At 62.3% G+C, this 17,311-nt stretch carries 14 protein-coding genes; 10 read left to right on the forward strand and 4 right to left on the reverse strand.

What is annotated here, in order from left to right; genetic code table 11:
* Nucleotides 1–137: 137 nt before the first annotated feature.
* On the forward strand, nt 138–1,220 hold the full coding sequence (gene rlmM, locus QBK88_RS11545) for a 23S rRNA (cytidine(2498)-2'-O)-methyltransferase RlmM (protein ID WP_277962133.1): 1,083 nt from the start codon (nt 138–140) through the stop codon (nt 1,218–1,220).
* 68 nt (nt 1,221–1,288) lie between these two features.
* A complete protein-coding gene (tusA, locus tag QBK88_RS11550; protein WP_277962212.1) occupies nt 1,289–1,519 on the forward strand; it encodes a sulfurtransferase TusA in 231 nt (76 codons plus the stop codon).
* Between the two features lie 25 nt (nt 1,520–1,544).
* Here the strand turns inward: tusA and QBK88_RS11555 are convergent, their stop codons facing one another.
* Both QBK88_RS11555 and QBK88_RS11560 read right to left on the reverse strand, forming a co-directional pair.
* On the reverse strand, nt 1,545–2,294 hold the full coding sequence (locus tag QBK88_RS11555) for an amidohydrolase family protein (protein ID WP_277962134.1): 750 nt from the start codon (nt 2,292–2,294) through the stop codon (nt 1,545–1,547).
* A gap of 21 nt (nt 2,295–2,315) precedes the next feature.
* Nucleotides 2,316–2,678 (reverse strand): hypothetical protein, encoded by a 363-nt coding sequence (locus QBK88_RS11560; RefSeq protein ID WP_277962135.1) that lies wholly within the window; start codon nt 2,676–2,678, stop codon nt 2,316–2,318.
* A 339-nt stretch (nt 2,679–3,017) separates the two neighbouring features.
* On the opposite strand from QBK88_RS11560, the gene QBK88_RS11565 reads away from it, so the two are divergent.
* The 4 genes from QBK88_RS11565 to QBK88_RS11580 all read left to right on the forward strand — a co-directional run bounded on the left by QBK88_RS11565 (nt 3,018) and on the right by QBK88_RS11580 (nt 9,888).
* Nucleotides 3,018–7,874 (forward strand): NAD-glutamate dehydrogenase, encoded by a 4,857-nt coding sequence (locus QBK88_RS11565; RefSeq protein WP_277962136.1) that lies wholly within the window; start codon nt 3,018–3,020, stop codon nt 7,872–7,874.
* A 340-nt stretch (nt 7,875–8,214) separates the two neighbouring features.
* Nucleotides 8,215–8,670 (forward strand): hypothetical protein, encoded by a 456-nt coding sequence (locus tag QBK88_RS11570; RefSeq protein WP_277962137.1) that lies wholly within the window; start codon nt 8,215–8,217, stop codon nt 8,668–8,670.
* Nucleotides 8,671–8,832: 162 nt separating this feature from the next.
* Nucleotides 8,833–9,291: a hypothetical protein gene (locus QBK88_RS11575; protein WP_277962138.1), complete on the forward strand. Its 459-nt coding sequence runs from the start codon at nt 8,833–8,835 to the stop codon at nt 9,289–9,291.
* Between the two features lie 81 nt (nt 9,292–9,372).
* Entirely contained in the window at nt 9,373–9,888 is a 516-nt protein-coding gene (locus tag QBK88_RS11580) for a hypothetical protein (protein WP_277962139.1), read from the forward strand.
* 81 nt (nt 9,889–9,969) lie between these two features.
* On the opposite strand, the gene acnB is transcribed toward QBK88_RS11580, so the two are convergent.
* Complete coding sequence (gene acnB, locus QBK88_RS11585; protein WP_277962213.1) at nt 9,970–12,579, reverse strand: bifunctional aconitate hydratase 2/2-methylisocitrate dehydratase; 2,610 nt, start codon at nt 12,577–12,579, stop codon at nt 9,970–9,972.
* Between the two features lie 397 nt (nt 12,580–12,976).
* Here acnB and QBK88_RS11590 point away from each other — a divergent pair, with 397 nt between their 5' ends.
* Nucleotides 12,977–13,447: a DUF1289 domain-containing protein gene (locus tag QBK88_RS11590; RefSeq protein WP_277962140.1), complete on the forward strand. Its 471-nt coding sequence runs from the start codon at nt 12,977–12,979 to the stop codon at nt 13,445–13,447.
* Between the two features lie 123 nt (nt 13,448–13,570).
* Here the strand turns inward: QBK88_RS11590 and QBK88_RS11595 are convergent, their stop codons facing one another.
* Complete coding sequence (locus QBK88_RS11595) at nt 13,571–14,431, reverse strand: universal stress protein (protein WP_268149806.1); 861 nt, start codon at nt 14,429–14,431, stop codon at nt 13,571–13,573.
* 142 nt (nt 14,432–14,573) lie between these two features.
* Here QBK88_RS11595 and QBK88_RS11600 point away from each other — a divergent pair, with 142 nt between their 5' ends.
* From QBK88_RS11600 to QBK88_RS11610, 3 genes are all read left to right on the forward strand, one after another.
* A complete protein-coding gene (locus QBK88_RS11600) occupies nt 14,574–15,176 on the forward strand; it encodes a tRNA-(ms[2]io[6]A)-hydroxylase (protein ID WP_176570171.1) in 603 nt (200 codons plus the stop codon).
* 177 nt (nt 15,177–15,353) lie between these two features.
* On the forward strand, nt 15,354–15,827 hold the full coding sequence (locus tag QBK88_RS11605; RefSeq protein ID WP_277962141.1) for a MarR family transcriptional regulator: 474 nt from the start codon (nt 15,354–15,356) through the stop codon (nt 15,825–15,827).
* A complete protein-coding gene (locus tag QBK88_RS11610) occupies nt 15,824–17,299 on the forward strand; it encodes an efflux transporter outer membrane subunit (RefSeq protein ID WP_277962142.1) in 1,476 nt (491 codons plus the stop codon). The genes QBK88_RS11605 and QBK88_RS11610 overlap by 4 nt, the downstream gene beginning before the upstream one ends.
* The last annotated feature ends 12 nt before the right edge of the window (nt 17,300–17,311 follow it).

Consider the following 17,311-nt stretch of genomic DNA (forward strand, 5'->3'; position numbering starts at 1 on the left):
ACTATCAATACACTGGACTGCCGCATCGTGTCGCTGGTTCCGAACTTCCTTTATCATGCGCTGTTTTGCGCGGCACGCCAGTGGCATGCCCGCCATGGCGGTGGCCCAGTGTCGGGCGGCCGTTCCAGGAGTGCTGAATGAATACCCTGTTTATGCATTGTCGCCCGGGCTTCGAAAACGAAGTCTGTGCTGAAATTTCCGAGCTCGCCGCCTACCTCGACGTGCCCGGTTACGCCAAGGCCAAGCCTGCCAGCGCCTGCGCCGAGTTCATCTGCCATGAACCCGACGCCCTGGCGCGGCTGATGGACGAGGTGAACTTCAGTGACCTGATCTTCCTGCGCCAGTGGGCGCGGGGCTCCTTCGTGGAGTTGCCCGAAACCGACCGTATCAGCGTGCTGCTGGACGCCCTGGGTGCTTATCCGACCTGCGGCAGCCTGTGGCTGGAAGTGCTGGACACCAATGACGGCAAGGAACTGTCGACCTTCTGTCGCAAATTCGAAGTCCCGCTGCGCAAGGCCTTGCTCAAGGCCGGCAAGCTGGTGGATGACGCGGCGCTGCCACGGCTGTTGCTGACCTTCAAGAGTGGCCGGGAAGTATTCCTGGGCCTGGCCGACGCCGACAACTCGGCAATGTGGCCCATGGGCATCCCGCGCCTGAAATTTCCCCGCGAAGCCCCCAGCCGCTCGACCTTGAAGCTGGAAGAGGCCTGGCACCACTTCATTCCGCGGGATGAGTGGGACGAGCGCCTGAACGGCGACATGACCGGTGTCGACCTGGGCGCCGCGCCGGGCGGCTGGACCTACCAGCTGGTGCGCCGCGGCATGCTGGTGACCGCCATCGACAACGGCCCCATGGCCCAGAGCCTGATGGACACGGGGTTGGTCACCCACCTGATGGCCGATGGTTTCACCTACAAGCCGCGCCCGCCCGTGGATTGGATGGTCTGCGACATCGTCGAAAAGCCTGCGCGCAGCGCATTCCTGCTGGAAACCTGGTTGGGCGAGGGCCTGTGCCGTGAAGCGGTGGTGAACCTGAAACTGCCGATGAAACAGCGCTATGCCGAGGTGCGGCGCCTGCTGGAACGCATCGCTGACGGTTTCAAGGCCCGTGGCATCGAGGTGGAGATCGGCTGCAAGCAGTTGTACCACGACCGCGAGGAAGTGACCTGCCACCTGCGCCGCCTGGCCACGCCCGCCAAGAAGCCTGCGCGCAAGGGGTGACCCGCGCCGGGGCTTTGGGCGACAATGCCCGTCAGATTCTGGAGCCTTTTATGTCTGAAACCACTGAAATGGCCGTGGACGGCGTGCTCGACGCCACCGGCCTGAATTGCCCTGAACCGGTGATGATGCTGCATCAGCACGTGCGCGACCTGCCGGCGGGGGGGCTTTTGAAAGTGATCGCCACCGACCCCTCGACCAAGCGCGATATCCCCAAGTTCTGCGTGTTTTTGGGTCATGAGCTGGTAGAGCAGCAGGAAAGCGCAGGGCACTACCTGTACTGGATTCGCAAGAAAGCCTGAAGATCGACCGGTGGGGCTGTGAGCATCACAGGCGGTAGAAATCCCGCGCATTGCCCCACAGCACCATCTGCGCGCCATCTTCTCCCAGCTCATCTTCGATCATCGTCAGGTCATCGGCCCGAAACGGCCGCGGCGCGCGGGTGGACGGCAGGTCGGTACCAAACATCAGCGCATGGGGGTTGGCCGCGTAGAGCGCCTGCAACGCTGGCCCTACCGGAAAATCCACACGCCCGAACCCGCACGCCTTCACCCGCACCCCACGCTCGGCCAGGCGCAGTACCGTGGGCAAGCCTTCGCGGCTCAGGCCCAGATGATCGATGCTGACTTCCGGCAGGCGCAGCAAGCGCGCCTCCAGCGGATGCAGGTCACGAGAGTCGACATACAGCTCGGCATGCCACCCCAGCAGTTCATGCACGCGCTTGGCAAAGGGTTCCAGCTTGTCCAGTTGTTCGGAACCACCGCGCTTGAGGTTGAAGCGCAGCGCGCGCACGCCATGGCGGTCCAGGTGCTGCAACTCGTCATCGGTCACCGAGGCGGGTAGCTGGGTGACGCCGACGAAGCCGGGCCCCAGGCGAGCCAGGGCGTCGAGCAGGTAGCCCTGGTCGAACACCTGGAAGGACCCGGACACCACCGCGCCGCTGCTTACGCCCAGCGGCGCGGCCTGGGCCAGGTAATCATCCACCGTATAGGTGGGCGGCAAGTAGCCGTCATTGGCGACCAGCGGGAAACGCGGGTCGATGATGTGGCAGTGAGCGTCGAATACCTGGCCGGTCATGGGTGCGCTCCTGTTCAGGAATCAGCGGGCGATATGGCTGATGTAGGTGCCGGTGCCGTCGAGGATGTTGCGAAGGGTTTCTTCGACTTCCAGCAGGTCTACCTGGCTGCTGTCATAGTTGATCACCAGTTCCACGTCACCGTTCAATACGTCGGCATCGTCGGCGGCCAGTTCCAACGTCAGGGTCTTGTCGTCCAGGGTCACCTTGAAGTCGCGCACGTAGCAGGGGTCTTCCTCGCCCAGGGTGAGTTCCACGTCCTTGTCGTCGGCCAGGCGGGTGATCAGGATCATACCGCCCTTTTCGTCATGGCAGCACACCAGGGCCATGTTGTCTTCTTCGTCGTCGCACGGGTTGACCATCAACTGGCTGGCTTGAAATTGCATGATTATTACCAAGGTAGGAGGGCAGGAAGCGATTCTGACACTGTTTGCCCGGAATCAGAAACTGGCGTGTGCAACGCCCTGTGTAGCTCGTACGACAACTCCCCGTTGACCGAATATGTCGCAGCGTCGCAAGTATCCAACAGGTGGCACTGGGTAAGCTGGGCAGTTGAGGGGGTGTTCCATTTTGGTGCAACGTCCAATGCGCCTTGCAGGGCGCCCCCTGTTCCGGCCCCTGGCCGGAATTTCCTCCCCTGTTGCAACGGGTTGGCTATGGTTGATCCCAGCAGGGGAATACACGCGACGCTTCATTCAAAAACAAGCCCAAGCGGAGTACCACAGATGGCGTTCTTCACCGCGGCCAGCAAAGCCGACTTCCAGCAACAACTGAAAGCGGCCCTGGCGCAGCACATCGGCGAGCAGGCACTGCCACAAGTAGCGCTGTTCGCCGATCAGTTCTTCGGCATCATCTCAATGGACGAACTCACCCAGCGCCGCCTCAGCGACCTGGCCGGCTGTACCCTCTCGGCCTGGCGCCTGCTGGAGCGGTTCAACCACGCCCAGCCCCAGGTGCGGGTGTACAACCCTGATTACGAACGCCATGGCTGGCAGTCGACCCACACCGCCGTGGAGGTCCTGCACCACGACCTGCCGTTCCTGGTGGATTCGGTACGCACCGAACTCAACCGCCGCGGCTACAGCATTCATACCCTGCAGACCACCGTGCTGAGCGTGCGCCGCGGCGCCGACGGCACCCTGCTGGAGGTGCTGGCGAAGGGCACCCAGGGCGAAGGTGTGCTGCAGGAATCGCTGATGTACCTGGAGATCGACCGCTGCGCCAATGCCGCCGAGCTGAACCTGCTGGCCAAGGAACTGGAGCAGGTGCTGGTGGAGGTGCGGGTTGCCGTCGCTGATTTCGAGCCGATGAAGGCCAAGGTCCGCGAAGTGCTGGCGCTGGTGGACCAGAGCCCCTATGCCGTGGACGAGGGTGAAAAGGCCGAGGTCAAGACGTTTCTGGAATGGCTGGTGGGCAACCATTTCACCTTCCTGGGCTATGAAGAATTCGTGGTGGCCGACGAGGCCGACGGCGGCCACCTGGTGTACGACGAGAACAGCTTCCTGGGCCTGACCCGCCTGTTGCGCGCCGGCCTCACCGCCGAAGACCTGCGCATCGAAGATTACGCCGTCAACTACCTCAATGAACCCCTGCTGCTGTCCTTCGCCAAGGCCGCGCACCCCAGCCGCGTGCACCGCCCGGCCTACCCCGACTACGTGTCGGTGCGCCAGTTGGATGCCAGCGGCAAGGTCATCAAGGAATGCCGCTTCATGGGCCTGTACACTTCGTCGGTGTACGGCGAGAGTGTGCGGCAGATCCCGTACATTCGCCGCAAGGTCGCCGAAATCGAGCACCGCTCCGGCTTCGACCCCAAGGCACACCTGGGCAAGGAGCTGGCCCAGGTAGTGGAAGTGCTGCCCCGCGACGACCTGTTCCAGACCCCGGTGGACGAGCTGTTCAGCACGGTGATGTCGATCGTGCAGATCCAGGAACGCAACAAGATCCGCGTGTTCCTGCGCAAGGATCCCTACGGGCGTTTCTGCTACTGCCTGGCCTATGTGCCCCGCGACGTCTACTCCACCGAAGTGCGGCAGAAGATCCAGCAGGTATTGATGGAGCGCCTCAAGGCCAGCGACTGCGAATTCTGGACCTTCTTCTCAGAGTCGGTGCTGGCGCGGGTGCAGTTGATTCTGCGCGTCGACCCGAAAAATCGCATCGACATCGACCCCCTGCAACTGGAAAACGAAGTGGTGCAGGCCTGCCGTTCGTGGCAGGACGACTACGCCGCGCTCACCGTGGAGGCCTTTGGCGAAGCCCAGGGCACCAACGTGCTGGCTGACTTCCCCAAGGGTTTTCCCGCCGGCTACCGCGAGCGCTTCGCCGCTCACTCTGCGGTGGTCGACATGCAGCACCTGCAGACCCTCTCGGAAAAGCGCCCGCTGGTGATGAGTTTCTACCAGCCGCTGGCCCAGACCGGCAAACAGCAGCTGCACTGCAAGCTCTACCACGCCGACACGCCGCTGGCGTTGTCCGACGTGCTGCCTATCCTGGAAAACCTTGGCCTGCGCGTGCTGGGTGAATTCCCGTATCGCCTGCGCCATACCAATGGCCGCGAGTTCTGGATTCACGACTTCGCCTTTACCGCTGCCGAAGGCCTGAACCTGGATATCCAGCAGCTCAACGACACCCTGCAGGATGCCTTCGTGCATATCGTGCAGGGCGACGCCGAGAACGACGCGTTCAACCGCCTGGTGCTGACCGCCGGCCTGCCGTGGCGCGATGTGGCGCTGCTGCGTGCCTATGCCCGCTACCTCAAGCAGATCCGCCTGGGCTTTGACCTGGGCTACATCGCCAGTACCCTGAACAACCACACCGACATCGCCCGCGAGCTGACCCGGCTGTTCAAGACCCGTTTCTACCTGGCCCGCAAGCTCACCGCCGAAGACCTGGACGACAAGCAGCAGCGCCTGGAGCAGGCGATCGTCACCGCCCTGGACGATGTGCAAGTGCTCAACGAAGACCGCATCCTTCGTCGCTACCTGGACCTGATCAAGGCCACCCTGCGTACCAACTTCTACCAGCCGGATGCCAAGGGCCACGCCAAGTCGTATTTCAGCTTCAAGTTCAACCCCAGGCTGATTCCCGAACTGCCCAAGCCCGTGCCCAAGTTCGAGATATTCGTCTACTGCCCGCGGGTGGAAGGCGTGCACCTGCGCTTCGGCAATGTTGCCCGCGGCGGCCTGCGCTGGTCGGACCGTGAGGAAGACTTCCGCACTGAAGTGCTGGGCCTGGTGAAAGCCCAGCAGGTGAAGAACTCGGTGATCGTGCCGGTGGGCGCCAAGGGCGGTTTCGTACCGCGTCGCTTGCCCCTGGGTGGCAGCCGTGACGATATCCAGAACGAGGCCATCGCCTGCTACCGCCTGTTCATTTCCGGGTTGCTGGACATTACCGACAACCTCAAGGAGGGCGGCGTGGTGCCCCCGGCCAACGTAGTGCGTCATGATGATGACGACCCCTACCTGGTGGTCGCCGCAGACAAGGGCACCGCGACGTTCTCCGACATCGCCAATGGCATCGCCATCGACTATGGCTTCTGGTTGGGGGACGCTTTTGCTTCGGGTGGTTCGGCCGGTTACGACCACAAGAAGATGGGTATCACCGCCAAGGGCGCCTGGGTAGGTGTACAACGCCACTTCCGCGAGCGCGGTATCAACGTGCAGCAGGACAGCATCAGCGTGATCGGCGTCGGCGACATGGCGGGCGACGTGTTCGGCAACGGCCTGCTGATGAGCGACAAGCTGCAACTGGTGGCGGCGTTCAACCACCTGCACATCTTCATCGACCCCAACCCGGACCCGGCCACCAGCTTCGCTGAACGCCAGCGCCTGTTCGACCTGCCGCGCTCGGCGTGGAGCGACTACAACACCTCCATCATGTCCGAAGGCGGCGGTATCTTCCCGCGCAGTGCCAAGAGCATTGCCATCAGCCCGCAGATGAAAGCGCGCTTCGATATCCAGGCCGACAAATTGACGCCTACCGAGCTGCTGCATGCGCTGCTGAAGGCGCCGGTGGACCTGCTGTGGAACGGCGGCATTGGCACCTACGTCAAGTCCAGCAAGGAAAGCCACGCCGATGTGGGCGACAAGGCCAACGACGCCTTGCGCGTCGATGGCAATGAGCTGCGTTGCAAGGTGGTGGGCGAGGGCGGAAACCTGGGCATGACCCAGCTGGGCCGGGTGGAGTTCGGCCTGTTGGGTGGCGCCACCAACACCGACTTCATCGACAACGCTGGCGGCGTGGACTGTTCCGACCATGAGGTCAACATCAAGATCCTGCTCAACGAAGTGGTGCAGGCCGGCGACATGACCGAGAAGCAGCGCAACGTGCTGCTGGGCAGCATGACCGATGAAGTCGGCCACCTGGTGCTGGGCAACAACTACAAGCAGACCCAGGCCCTGTCCCTGGCGGCGCGCCGTGCCTATGAGCGCATCGCCGAGTACAAGCGCCTGATGGCTGACCTCGAAAGCCGCGGCAAGCTGGACCGCGCCATCGAGTTCCTGCCCACCGAGGAGCAGTTGCTGGAGCGGGCGGCGGCCAACCAGGGCCTGACCCGCGCTGAACTGTCGGTGCTGATCTCCTACAGCAAGATCGACCTCAAGGAAGCGTTGCTCAAGTCCCAGGTGCCGGACGATGCCTACCTGACCCGCGACATGGAAACGGCGTTCCCGCCCAGCCTGGTCAGCCAGTACGCCGAGTCCATGCGTCGCCACCGCCTCAAGCGCGAGATCGTCAGCACCCAGATCGCCAACGACCTGGTCAACAACATGGGCATTACCTTCGTGCAGCGCCTGAAGGAGTCCACTGGCATGAGCCCGGCCAACGTGGCCGGGGCTTACGTGATCGTGCGTGACATCTTCCACCTGCCGCACTGGTTCCGCCAGATCGAGGCGCTGGACTACCAGGTGTCCGCCGATGTGCAGTTGGCGTTGATGGACGAGCTGATGCGCCTGGGCCGCCGCGCCACGCGCTGGTTCCTGCGCAGCCGTCGCAACGAGCAGGACGCCGGGCGCGACGTGGCCCACTTCGGGCCGCATATCGCCGCGCTGGGCCTCAAGCTCGATGAGCTGCTGGAAGGGCCGACCCGGGAGCATTGGCAGACCCGCTACCAGGGGTACGTCGAAGCCGGTGTGCCGGAGTTGCTGGCACGCATGGTGGCGGGCACCAGCCACCTGTACACCCTGCTGCCGATCATCGAAGCCTCGGACGTCACCGGTCACAATGCCGCCGAAGTGGCCAAGGCGTTCTTCGCCGTGGGCAGTTCGCTGGAGCTGAACTGGTACCTGCAGCAGATCAGCAGCCTGCCGGTGGAGAACAACTGGCAGGCCCTGGCCCGGGAAGCGTTCCGTGATGACATCGACTTTCAGCAGCGCGCCATCACCATCTCCGTGTTGCAGATGATTGATGCGCCCGCAGATATGGATGAGCGAGTGTTGCTGTGGGCCGATCAGCACAAGAACATGGTAGCGCGCTGGCGCGCCATGCTCGAAGAGCTGAGGGCGGCTACCGGGACCGACTATGCCATGTACGCAGTAGCCAACCGCGAACTGATGGACCTGGCGTTGAGTGGTACGTCCAACCCTTGAGGCTACGATAGTCATTTAAACCCGTCCTTGTGACGGGTTTTTCATTCTTGCAGACGGCGCGGGTGTGCCTGGTGGGGTCACGGGCCGTGGGGTGGGCCGGCTACCTTGCGAACTTCCCGGCTATTCTTTGAGGGGAAACCCTTCTGCTGTTTACCTGGTTGCGGACTTGAAGGGTTGTTCATTGCTTCAGTGCGGGAGCTGGTAAACCCGCTCATGCCATTCATCACGGCACCCGCTATCCCTTTTCCGTGGGGCTTTTTCACTCTGTCTTTCCGGTTGCCCCAGGCCTACCTTCCCCGTTACACCGAATTCGCGGTGGTCCAGAAACGGGAATGACATCATGGAAGATATCAAGACAAGGTCCTTTATCGCCAAGCTCTTTTGCACAACTGCCCCTTATGAAGGCGCCGTAGGATGGTCAGATTCGATACTGCATGGCGAGTCGGGCTGGCTGGTAGTAGGGGGGGCGGCGCAGCCGCTGCAGTTACGTTTCGAGCACATCGAAACGACGACCGAGAACCGTATTCACTACCACATCCATACCCACGAGAACGAGTACTACCCGCGGGCCAGGTTGGGCCTGAGCCTGAACCATTACCTGGGGTTGTACACGGTTGCCGAGGTCACCCACCACTGGAAACTCGAACCCTTGGGCGAATGGGCAGTGGGTGAAGACATCCATTTTTACCTTCGCGATAACCTGGGGCAGCGCGTAGGGATTTATCGGCAAAGCTACCTCAATGTCAGGGCGCCTGAAGCTGCCCGCTTCAAGGCGCAGATCATTGAACTGCTATAGGCCGTTTCAGGACGATGCATGACCAGGAGGTCATCATGAGCCAGCTCGAAGGGCTTTCATTCATTGGCAAGTCTGCCCATGTGGGCGTGAACAATTAAACACCTGGTGCGGCGCGTGCTTGAGTGCCCGCCCTGTTTTCAATAGAGGAAAAGGAGTTCCATCATGCATGACGTTTTTGAAAAAACATTTATCGCTACGCTCGTTTGTACCTCCGACACGTTGCGTGGGGCGGTGAATGTGGTCCCCGTTGGGGAGATAGAAGGAACAGGCGCCCTGGGCGTTCGTGAAGAGGGCGAAGGAACGGCATTGACCTTCAACTATCAAGGCAGCCCCGATGGCCTGCCACTGTTTGAAATCACTACGGGCGAGCCGGGCGCGGTACTGGATATCGATATCAATGGTGCCTTGGGCTTATATCCGCTTGATGAGGAAATCTCTAACAAGTGGCAGTTGCAAGTTCTGGAGCAAGGCGATGAGCAAGTGCCAGCACGCGTGCAGCTCAAGACTGAGGACGGGGACGCCGTGCTGCTGGATCGCAGTGGGGGCGAAGGCGAGGAAACCATTAACGTGATGGATGGCGAGGAGGTCGTGTTTGAACTACGCGTGGTCCAGTGGCTTTGATCTGACGCGCGTCGGTTATCCCGCGCTTGCATTTAGGGACCCCGCCGGCTCGCGGGTTATCCTCTTGAATGGAGATAGAGTATGGAAAATGTCATGGGACGTGGTTTTTCCGCACGGCTGAAGTGCGCAGGCATTGGAGTAAGGGGCGTTGTCACGCTGTCGCGAAGCAATGGGCTGACAAAGGGCGGTTGGCTGTTGGTAGCCGACGGCTCGGTGCCGAGTACTCCGTTCAAATTTGAATATCAGAAGGAAGCTGATGGTCGCTTTCATTACTCGGTCAACAGCGGGGACGTTGACAGTGGGTATGAAGGTGCCGCGCTGGGTATTAGTACCAACGGCTACCTTGGGGTTTATCAGGTGGCCAGTGTCGAAAACCTCTGGAAGCTCGAAGTCATCGCCGGGCAGGATGAAAACCGCCCCACGCGATTCTGGCTGTTCGGTGCGGCAGGCGAGCAAGTCAAGGTATCCTCGGCCGTGCGTCATACCGGGACTCGATACGGTGGGGTGTACCGCACCAGTGATCGTACGGCGTACCTGAACACCCGAAAAGGCATCGTTGCCGAATTCGAACTGGATGAAGTGACGCTGCTCGATTGAGCGCTGCCCCAGGCATTGCCAGGGTGTGACGCAAAAAAAACCGCCCATATCAGTGGGCGGTTTTTTCATTGCCGGTCAGGTTCAGGCCTGGACCACCGGAATGTTCGCGTTGGCAGCTGCCTCGCGGAATTCGGCGATCTGGTCGAAGCTCAGGTAGCGGTAAACGTCGGCAGCCATGCTGTCGATGTTCTTCGCGTACTCCATGTATTCCTCGACGGTTGGCAGCTTGCCCAGGATCGAGGCAACGGCGGCCAGTTCGGCGGAGGCCAGGAACACGTTGGCACCATCGCCCAGACGGTTCGGGAAGTTACGGGTGGAGGTCGAGACCACGGTGCTGTTCGGCTCCACGCGTGCCTGGTTACCCATGCACAGCGAGCAGCCTGGCATTTCCATGCGCGCGCCAGCCTTGCCGTAGATGCCGTAGTAGCCTTCTTCGGTCAGCTGGTGAGCGTCCATCTTGGTCGGCGGCGACAGCCACAGGCGGGTTGGCAGTTGGCCTTTCACCTGGTCCAGCAGTTTGCCGGCGGCGCGGAAGTGACCGATGTTGGTCATGCACGAGCCGATGAACACTTCGTCGATCTTCTGGCCTTGAACGGTGGACAGCAGACGCGCGTCGTCCGGGTCGTTCGGGGCGCAGAGGACAGGCTCCTTGACGTCGGCCAGGTCGATTTCGATGATCTCGGCGTATTCGGCATCGGCGTCGGCCGACAGCAGCTCAGGGTTGGCCAGCCAGGCTTCCATGGCCTGTGCGCGACGTTCCATGGTGCGGGCATCGCCGTAGCCTTCGCTGATCATCCAGCGCAGCAGGGTGATGTTCGACTTCAGGTACTCGGCGATGGCCTTTTCCGGCAGCTTGATGGTGCAACCGGCGGCGGAGCGCTCGGCCGAGGCGTCGGACAGTTCGAAAGCCTGTTCAACGGTCAGCTCGTCCAGGCCTTCGATTTCCAGGATGCGACCCGAGAAGGCGTTGATCTTGCCTTTCTTCTCGACGGTCAGCAGGCCTTTCTGGATGCCGTAGTAAGGGATGGCATGGACCAGGTCACGCAGGGTGATGCCAGGTTGCAGTTTGCCCTTGAAGCGCACCAGTACCGACTCCGGCATGTCCAGCGGCATGACGCCGGTGGCAGCGGCGAAGGCGACCAGGCCGGAACCGGCCGGGAACGAGATGCCGATCGGGAAGCGGGTGTGCGAGTCGCCACCGGTGCCGACGGTGTCAGGCAGCAGCATGCGGTTCAGCCAGCTGTGGATGATGCCGTCGCCTGGCCGCAGGGACACGCCGCCACGGGTGCGGATGAAGTCCGGCAGGGTGTGGTGGGTGACCACGTCGATCGGCTTCGGATAGGCGGCGGTGTGGCAGAACGACTGCATGACCAGGTCGGCGGAGAAGCCCAGGCAGGCCAGGTCTTTCAGCTCGTCGCGGGTCATCGGGCCAGTGGTGTCCTGGGAGCCCACGGTGGTCATCTTCGGTTCGCAGTAGGTGCCAGGGCGCACGCCTTTGCCTTCTGGCAGGCCGCAGGCCTTGCCGACCATCTTCTGCGCCAGGGTGAAACCCTTGCCGGTGTCGACCGGGGCTTCGGGCAGCTTGAACAGGTCGGTCGGGCCCAGGCCCAGTTCGGCGCGGGCTTTTTCGGTCAGGCCACGGCCCACGATCAGCGGAATACGGCCGCCAGCGCGGACTTCATCCAGCAGCACGGGGGTTTTCAGTTCGAAGGTGGTGATGACTTCGTCGCTGTCATGCTTGCAGACCTTGCCAGCATGCGGGTACAGGTCGATCACGTCGCCCATGTTGATGTTCGAGACATCGAATTCGATCGGCAGGGCGCCGGCGTCTTCCATGGTGTTGTAGAAGATCGGGGCGATCTTGGAGCCGAAGCAGAAACCACCGGCGCGCTTGTTCGGCACGTAAGGGATATCGTCGCCGAAGAACCACAGCACCGAGTTGGTCGCCGATTTACGCGACGAACCGGTACCCACCACGTCACCGACGTAGGCGATCGGGAAGCCTTCGCCACGCATCTGCTCGATCTGCTTCATCGGGCCGATGGAGCCTTGCACGTCCGGGACGATACCGTCACGGGCCATTTTCAGCATGGCCAGGGCGTGCAGCGGGATGTCCGGGCGCGACCAGGCGTCGGGTGCGGGGGACAGGTCGTCGGTGTTGGTTTCGCCGGTCACCTTGAACACGCGCAGGCTGATCTTGTCGGCCAGGGTAGGGCGCTTCTTGAACCACTCGCCGTCAGCCCAGGACTCGATCACGGCCTTGGCGTGGGTGTTGCCGTTCTTGGCTTTTTCGGCCACGTCGTGGAAGGCGTCGAACATCAACAGGGTGTGCTTGAGCTGCTCGGCCGCGACCGGGGCCAGCTCGGCGCTGTCCAGCAGCTCGACCATGGTGGCGATGTTGTAGCCGCCCTGCATGGTGCCCAGCAGCTCAACGGCGCGCTTCTTGTCGATCAGCGGGGAGGTGGCTTCGCCCTTGGCCAGGGCGGAAAGGAAGCCGGCCTTCACGTAGGCCGCTTCGTCCACACCTGGCGGTACGCGGTTGGTGATCAGGTCGACAAGGAAGGCTTCTTCGCCAGCGGGAGGATTCTTCAGCAGCTCGACCAGGCCGGCTGTCTGTTCGGCGTTAAGCGGCTGGGGCACGATACCCTGGGCGGCACGCTCTTCGATGTGTTTGCGGTAGGCTTCAAGCACAGTTATTACCCTCATCAGTGGTCCCTGTCCGGGACGCTCATCCAGTCATTTCTGCGCCCATGCGCTGCACGGCTTTCCCGCCGTCGAGGCCGGGGCTGCAGAAATTCCTTGTAGAAGCTGCTTTCAAAGTTTTACGCCTCCAGAACGGGGAGCTGATGAGGGCTGGCGCCAGGTATTCGTGCCTGAAAATACCTGCGCCAACGCCGTTCTGTCGGATAACTGTGCTCGTGACGCTTTGAAAACAGCTTCTAGCGGACATTGGTGCCTAAAAAGGCAGCGTGATTCTACGGCAAAAAAACAAGAAAGGTAAGTTAAGCCCTACCACTTCAGGGGTGATCATCCTTAGACAAAGGGCTAACATGGCCGCCTGTCTTACTTTTCAAAGCGTTGCCAAGCCATGTCCAACCAGTCCATCAAGACCCCCTGTGTAGGCCTCTGTTCCACGGTTTACGGGGACCTTGTGTGCCGCGGCTGCAAGCGCTTCCACCACGAGGTCATCCACTGGAACGGTTACGACGACGAGGCCAAGCGCGCGGTGTGGCTGCGCCTGGAACAGTTGCTGGTGCAGGTGATGGTGGCCAAGCTGGAAGTCTTCGACAAGGACAAGCTGCGCCAACAGCTGGAACAACGCAAGATCCGTTTTGTGGCGCACCAGTCCGAATACTGCTGGGCCTACCAGTTGATCGCCCGTGGCGCGCGGGTCATCAACCAGCTGGAGGCGTATGGCATGGCTTTGCTGCCGGAATTCCGCAACTGGGAGCTACCGGAATTGCGCGATGCCATTGATCGGGAATTTTTCCTGCTGTCCGAGGCGCATTACGAGCGCTACATCGCACCGGGGTTTCTCCAGGATGCGTTTGCTGGCTGAATCCTGCAGGGTGGCTACTGGCCTCATCGCGAGCAAGCTGTGCTCCCACCGTGTTCACTTTGATTAAGTGTGAACGCTGTGGGAGCACAGCTTGCTCGCGATGAGGCCGCTAGATACACCGCCTCACCCCCGCGCCAACTCCTCAAGGTGCGCGATGATTTCGTCAGTCTTGAGCACCAGCACGTCACTCTCCAGCGTGTCGAGCACCACTTCGGCGGTGTTGCCGATCAGCGCGCCCGCCACCCCGGTGCGCGCCACTGTGCCAATCACCGTCACGGCGGCCTTGAGTTTCTGCGCGGTAAATGGAATCAGCACATCCGCCGGCCCCTCGGCGATGTGCAGGTGCGCATGGTCGATATCGAATTCGGTCTGGAACGCCAGGCATTGTTCCCGATACCGCGCTTCGATGGTTTCGGAACGCTGGAATGTGGGGTCTGGCGCCGACAGCATGGGGGAGGGGTGGGCGGCGATCACATGCAGGTCGCCCTTGGCCAGGCGGGCAATGTCGAAACCGTGCTCGATAATCGAAGCATGCAGGTGCCGGTGCTCGCCGTCAGCATTGCCCACGTCCACCGCCGCCAGGATCACCCCGTGGCTCCAGGGCCGCTCGCTCTTGACCATCAGTACCGCGCACGGGCATTGGCGCAGCAGCTTCCAGTCGGTGGGGGTCAGCAGAAAGCGTTTCAGCGCGCTTTCGTGGACGTGCTGCTTGATCACCAGGCCGCAGCCTTCGGCTTGCTGCACCTTGATGATGGTCTTTTCCAGGCTGCCTTCCCAGGCCTGCTCGGCGCTGGCACTGAAACCGTTGTCGTGAAGCTGGGTCTTGAGCAGGCTCAGCAGGGCGCTGTGGTCCTGGTGGTGGTCGCACATCAACAGGTGCAGGTGGGCCTGGGTCACACCGGCGATCAACTTCGCGCGGGTCAGCGCCTGGCTGTGGGCGTGCCCGGGGTCCAGCACCACCAGAAGGCTGCGGATCGCTTGCATGACGGGTCTCCTGCGAGGTAGGCATGCCACTACTATAGACAGCCGTCAGTCCGCCGCCCTGTCCTGTATCAAGCATAGCGGCTGGCGCTTGGCCGTGGCGTCCGTATAATCGCCGGCTTTTGCGCCCCTTGAGGAGTCGAGCATGCTGTCTGAAATCCATGAGTTCCTCGGTTGCAGGACGCCGCAGGCCTGGGTCGACGCGGCCCTGGCCGACCAGGAAACCATGCTCGTGGACCACAAGAACTGCGAGTTCAAGGCCGCCAGCACGGCATTGAGCCTGATCGCCAAATACTGCACACACGCCGACCTGATCAACATGATGTCGCGCCTGGCCCGCGAGGAGCTGGTGCACCACGAGCAGGTCATCCGCTTGATGAAAAAGCGCAAGATCGAGCTGCGTCCACTGTCGGCTGGCCGCTATGCGTCGGGCCTGCGCAAAGTGGTGCGCAACCATGAGCCGGTCAAGCTGGTGGACACCCTGGTGGTGGGCGCCTTCATCGAAGCGCGCAGTTGCGAACGTTTCGAGGCCCTGGTGCCGCACCTGGACGAAGAACTGGGGGCGTTCTACCACGGGCTGCTCAAGAGCGAGGCGCGGCACTATCAGGGTTACCTGAAACTGGCGCATCAATATGGCGAGGCCGAGGATATCGCCCGCACCGTGGAGAAGGTGCGGGCGGTGGAAGCCGATCTGATCCTCAGCCCTGACGCAGAATTCCGCTTTCACAGCGGTGTGCCCGCCGCCTGATATCCCCCCCGAACCCTGTGGGGCCGGGCCAAGCTCGGGAAGGCCGCACCACAGGGTCACTGAATTTCCCCCGCCCCTGAACGTCTGAATAATAAGCAAGCTAACAATTTAATTTGACATTAGCTGCCTAGGCAGTAACATCTTGTATAAATTACTGCCTAGGCAGGCTTTTACACGATGAAACATTTCACCCCGGAAAACTTTCGCACTTGCACCATCGGCCTGCTCCTGGGCCGTGCGTCGTCCGTCAAGGACCGCATCCTGGATACGCACCTGGTCCCCGAAGGGGTGACTGCCGCGCAGTTCAAGGTGTTGATCATCATCGAGCAGTTCGATGTCGACCGGCCGGCCGAGTTGTGCCGCTACCTGTCGCTGGACAGCGGCTCGATGACGCGCATGCTCGACCGATTGGAACAAAAAGGCTTCATCAGCCGTCGACCTTGTGCCGATGATCGCCGTCAGGTACGGGTCAGCCTCACACCGGCCGGCCTGGCGCTGGCGGGCAAGTTGCCGGTGGTGGGCGCCGCGGCCATGAACGAGCTGGTAGGCGTGCTCGCCCCGGATGAACTGGAAAGCCTGGAACGAATCTTAACCAAAGTATTGCTGGCGGCAGGGGACACCCTCACCGCCTTGCGGGTAGGTGCTAAATGAGCGGCAAGTCCTTACGCAACCGGTTCAGCCTGGTGTTTCTGGCCATGAGCCTGGCCGGCTGCGCCAACTTCCATGACCTGACCACCTCCGGTGTGGCCACTGATGCAAAAAACCTTCATGCCGACGCCACGCTCAAGGGCGTGACCCTGTCACCGGCTGCCTGGCACAGGGCCGATTGGTGGAAGAGCCTGGGCGATGACCAGCTCGACGGCCTGATCCGCGAAGCGCTGCGCGACAGCCCCGACATGCAGGTGGCCGCGGCCCGAGCCCACCAGGCCGATGCAGCCGCCTACGCGGCCGACGCCGCGCGCATGCCCACCCTGGACGCCCAGGCCGGCGTGACTCGCGAGCGCCTGCCCAAGGTGCAAGACCCGCAAGGCATTGGTGGCCTGTACGCCACCGTGCGCCAGGCCGACCTGTCGTTCAACTACAGTTTCGACCTGTGGGGCGGCCAGCGTGACGCCTGGGAGGCCGCCCTGGGCCAGGCCCGTGCCGCCGAAGTGGACCGCCAGGCCGCGGCCCTGACCCTGGCCGCCGATGTCGCCCGTGCCTATAGCAACCTGGGCCAGGCCTACATCATGTACGACCTGGCACAGGACGACCTCAAGCGCACCCAGCAGATGCTCGAGCTGGGCCAGCGCCGCCTGACCGCCGGCATCGACAGCGACTACCAGTTCCAGCAAACCGAAAGCCTGGCCGCCAGCTCCCAGGCGTCGGCCGAAGACGCCAGCAAGCGCCTGCAGAGCGCCAGGATCGCCTTGGCGGTGCTGTTGGGCAAAGGCCCGGATCGTGCCAACGAAATTGCCCGGCCCAAGGTGTTGCAACCGGCCGCGGTGGCCTTGCCTTCCGTGCTGCCCGCCGAACTGCTGGGCCGGCGCCCCGACCTGGTGGCTGCCCGCTGGCGCGTGGAGGCCGCGAGCAAGGACGTTGCCGCGAGCAAGACGCGTTTCTACCCCAACCTCAACCTGAGCGCCGCCGCCGGTACCCAGTCGCTGTTGGGTGATGCCCTTTTCGGCAGCGCCAGCAAGTTCTTCAACATCGCCCCCACCGTGTCGCTGCCGATCTTCGACGGTGGCCGCCTGCGCGCCAGCCTCGACGCCACGGACGCCGACTACGACCTGGCCGTGGCGCAGTACAACAAGAGCCTGGTGAAGGCCCTTGGCGATGTCAGCGACGCGGTCAACCAGTTGCACGCCATCGACCTGCAGATCAAGGCCCAGGCGCGCGCGGCCAGCATTGCCAAGCAGTCCTTCGACACCGGCACCCTGCGTTACGGCTCGGGTATCGGCAACTACGTGGACGTGCTGACCATCGAGCAGCAATTGCTGCAGGCACAACGACAACTGGCCAGCCTCAACGCCGAACAGATCGACCTGTCGATCCAGTTGATGCAAGCCCTGGGCGGCGGTTATCAGGGCGAAGACGTTGCCCAGGCCGCTACCACTCCCGCACACGCAACACAGACTGAATAAGCTAGGTATCTG

This window comes from Pseudomonas sp. RIT-To-2, assembly GCF_029623465.1.
GTDB lineage: Bacteria > Pseudomonadota > Gammaproteobacteria > Pseudomonadales > Pseudomonadaceae > Aquipseudomonas > Aquipseudomonas silvicola.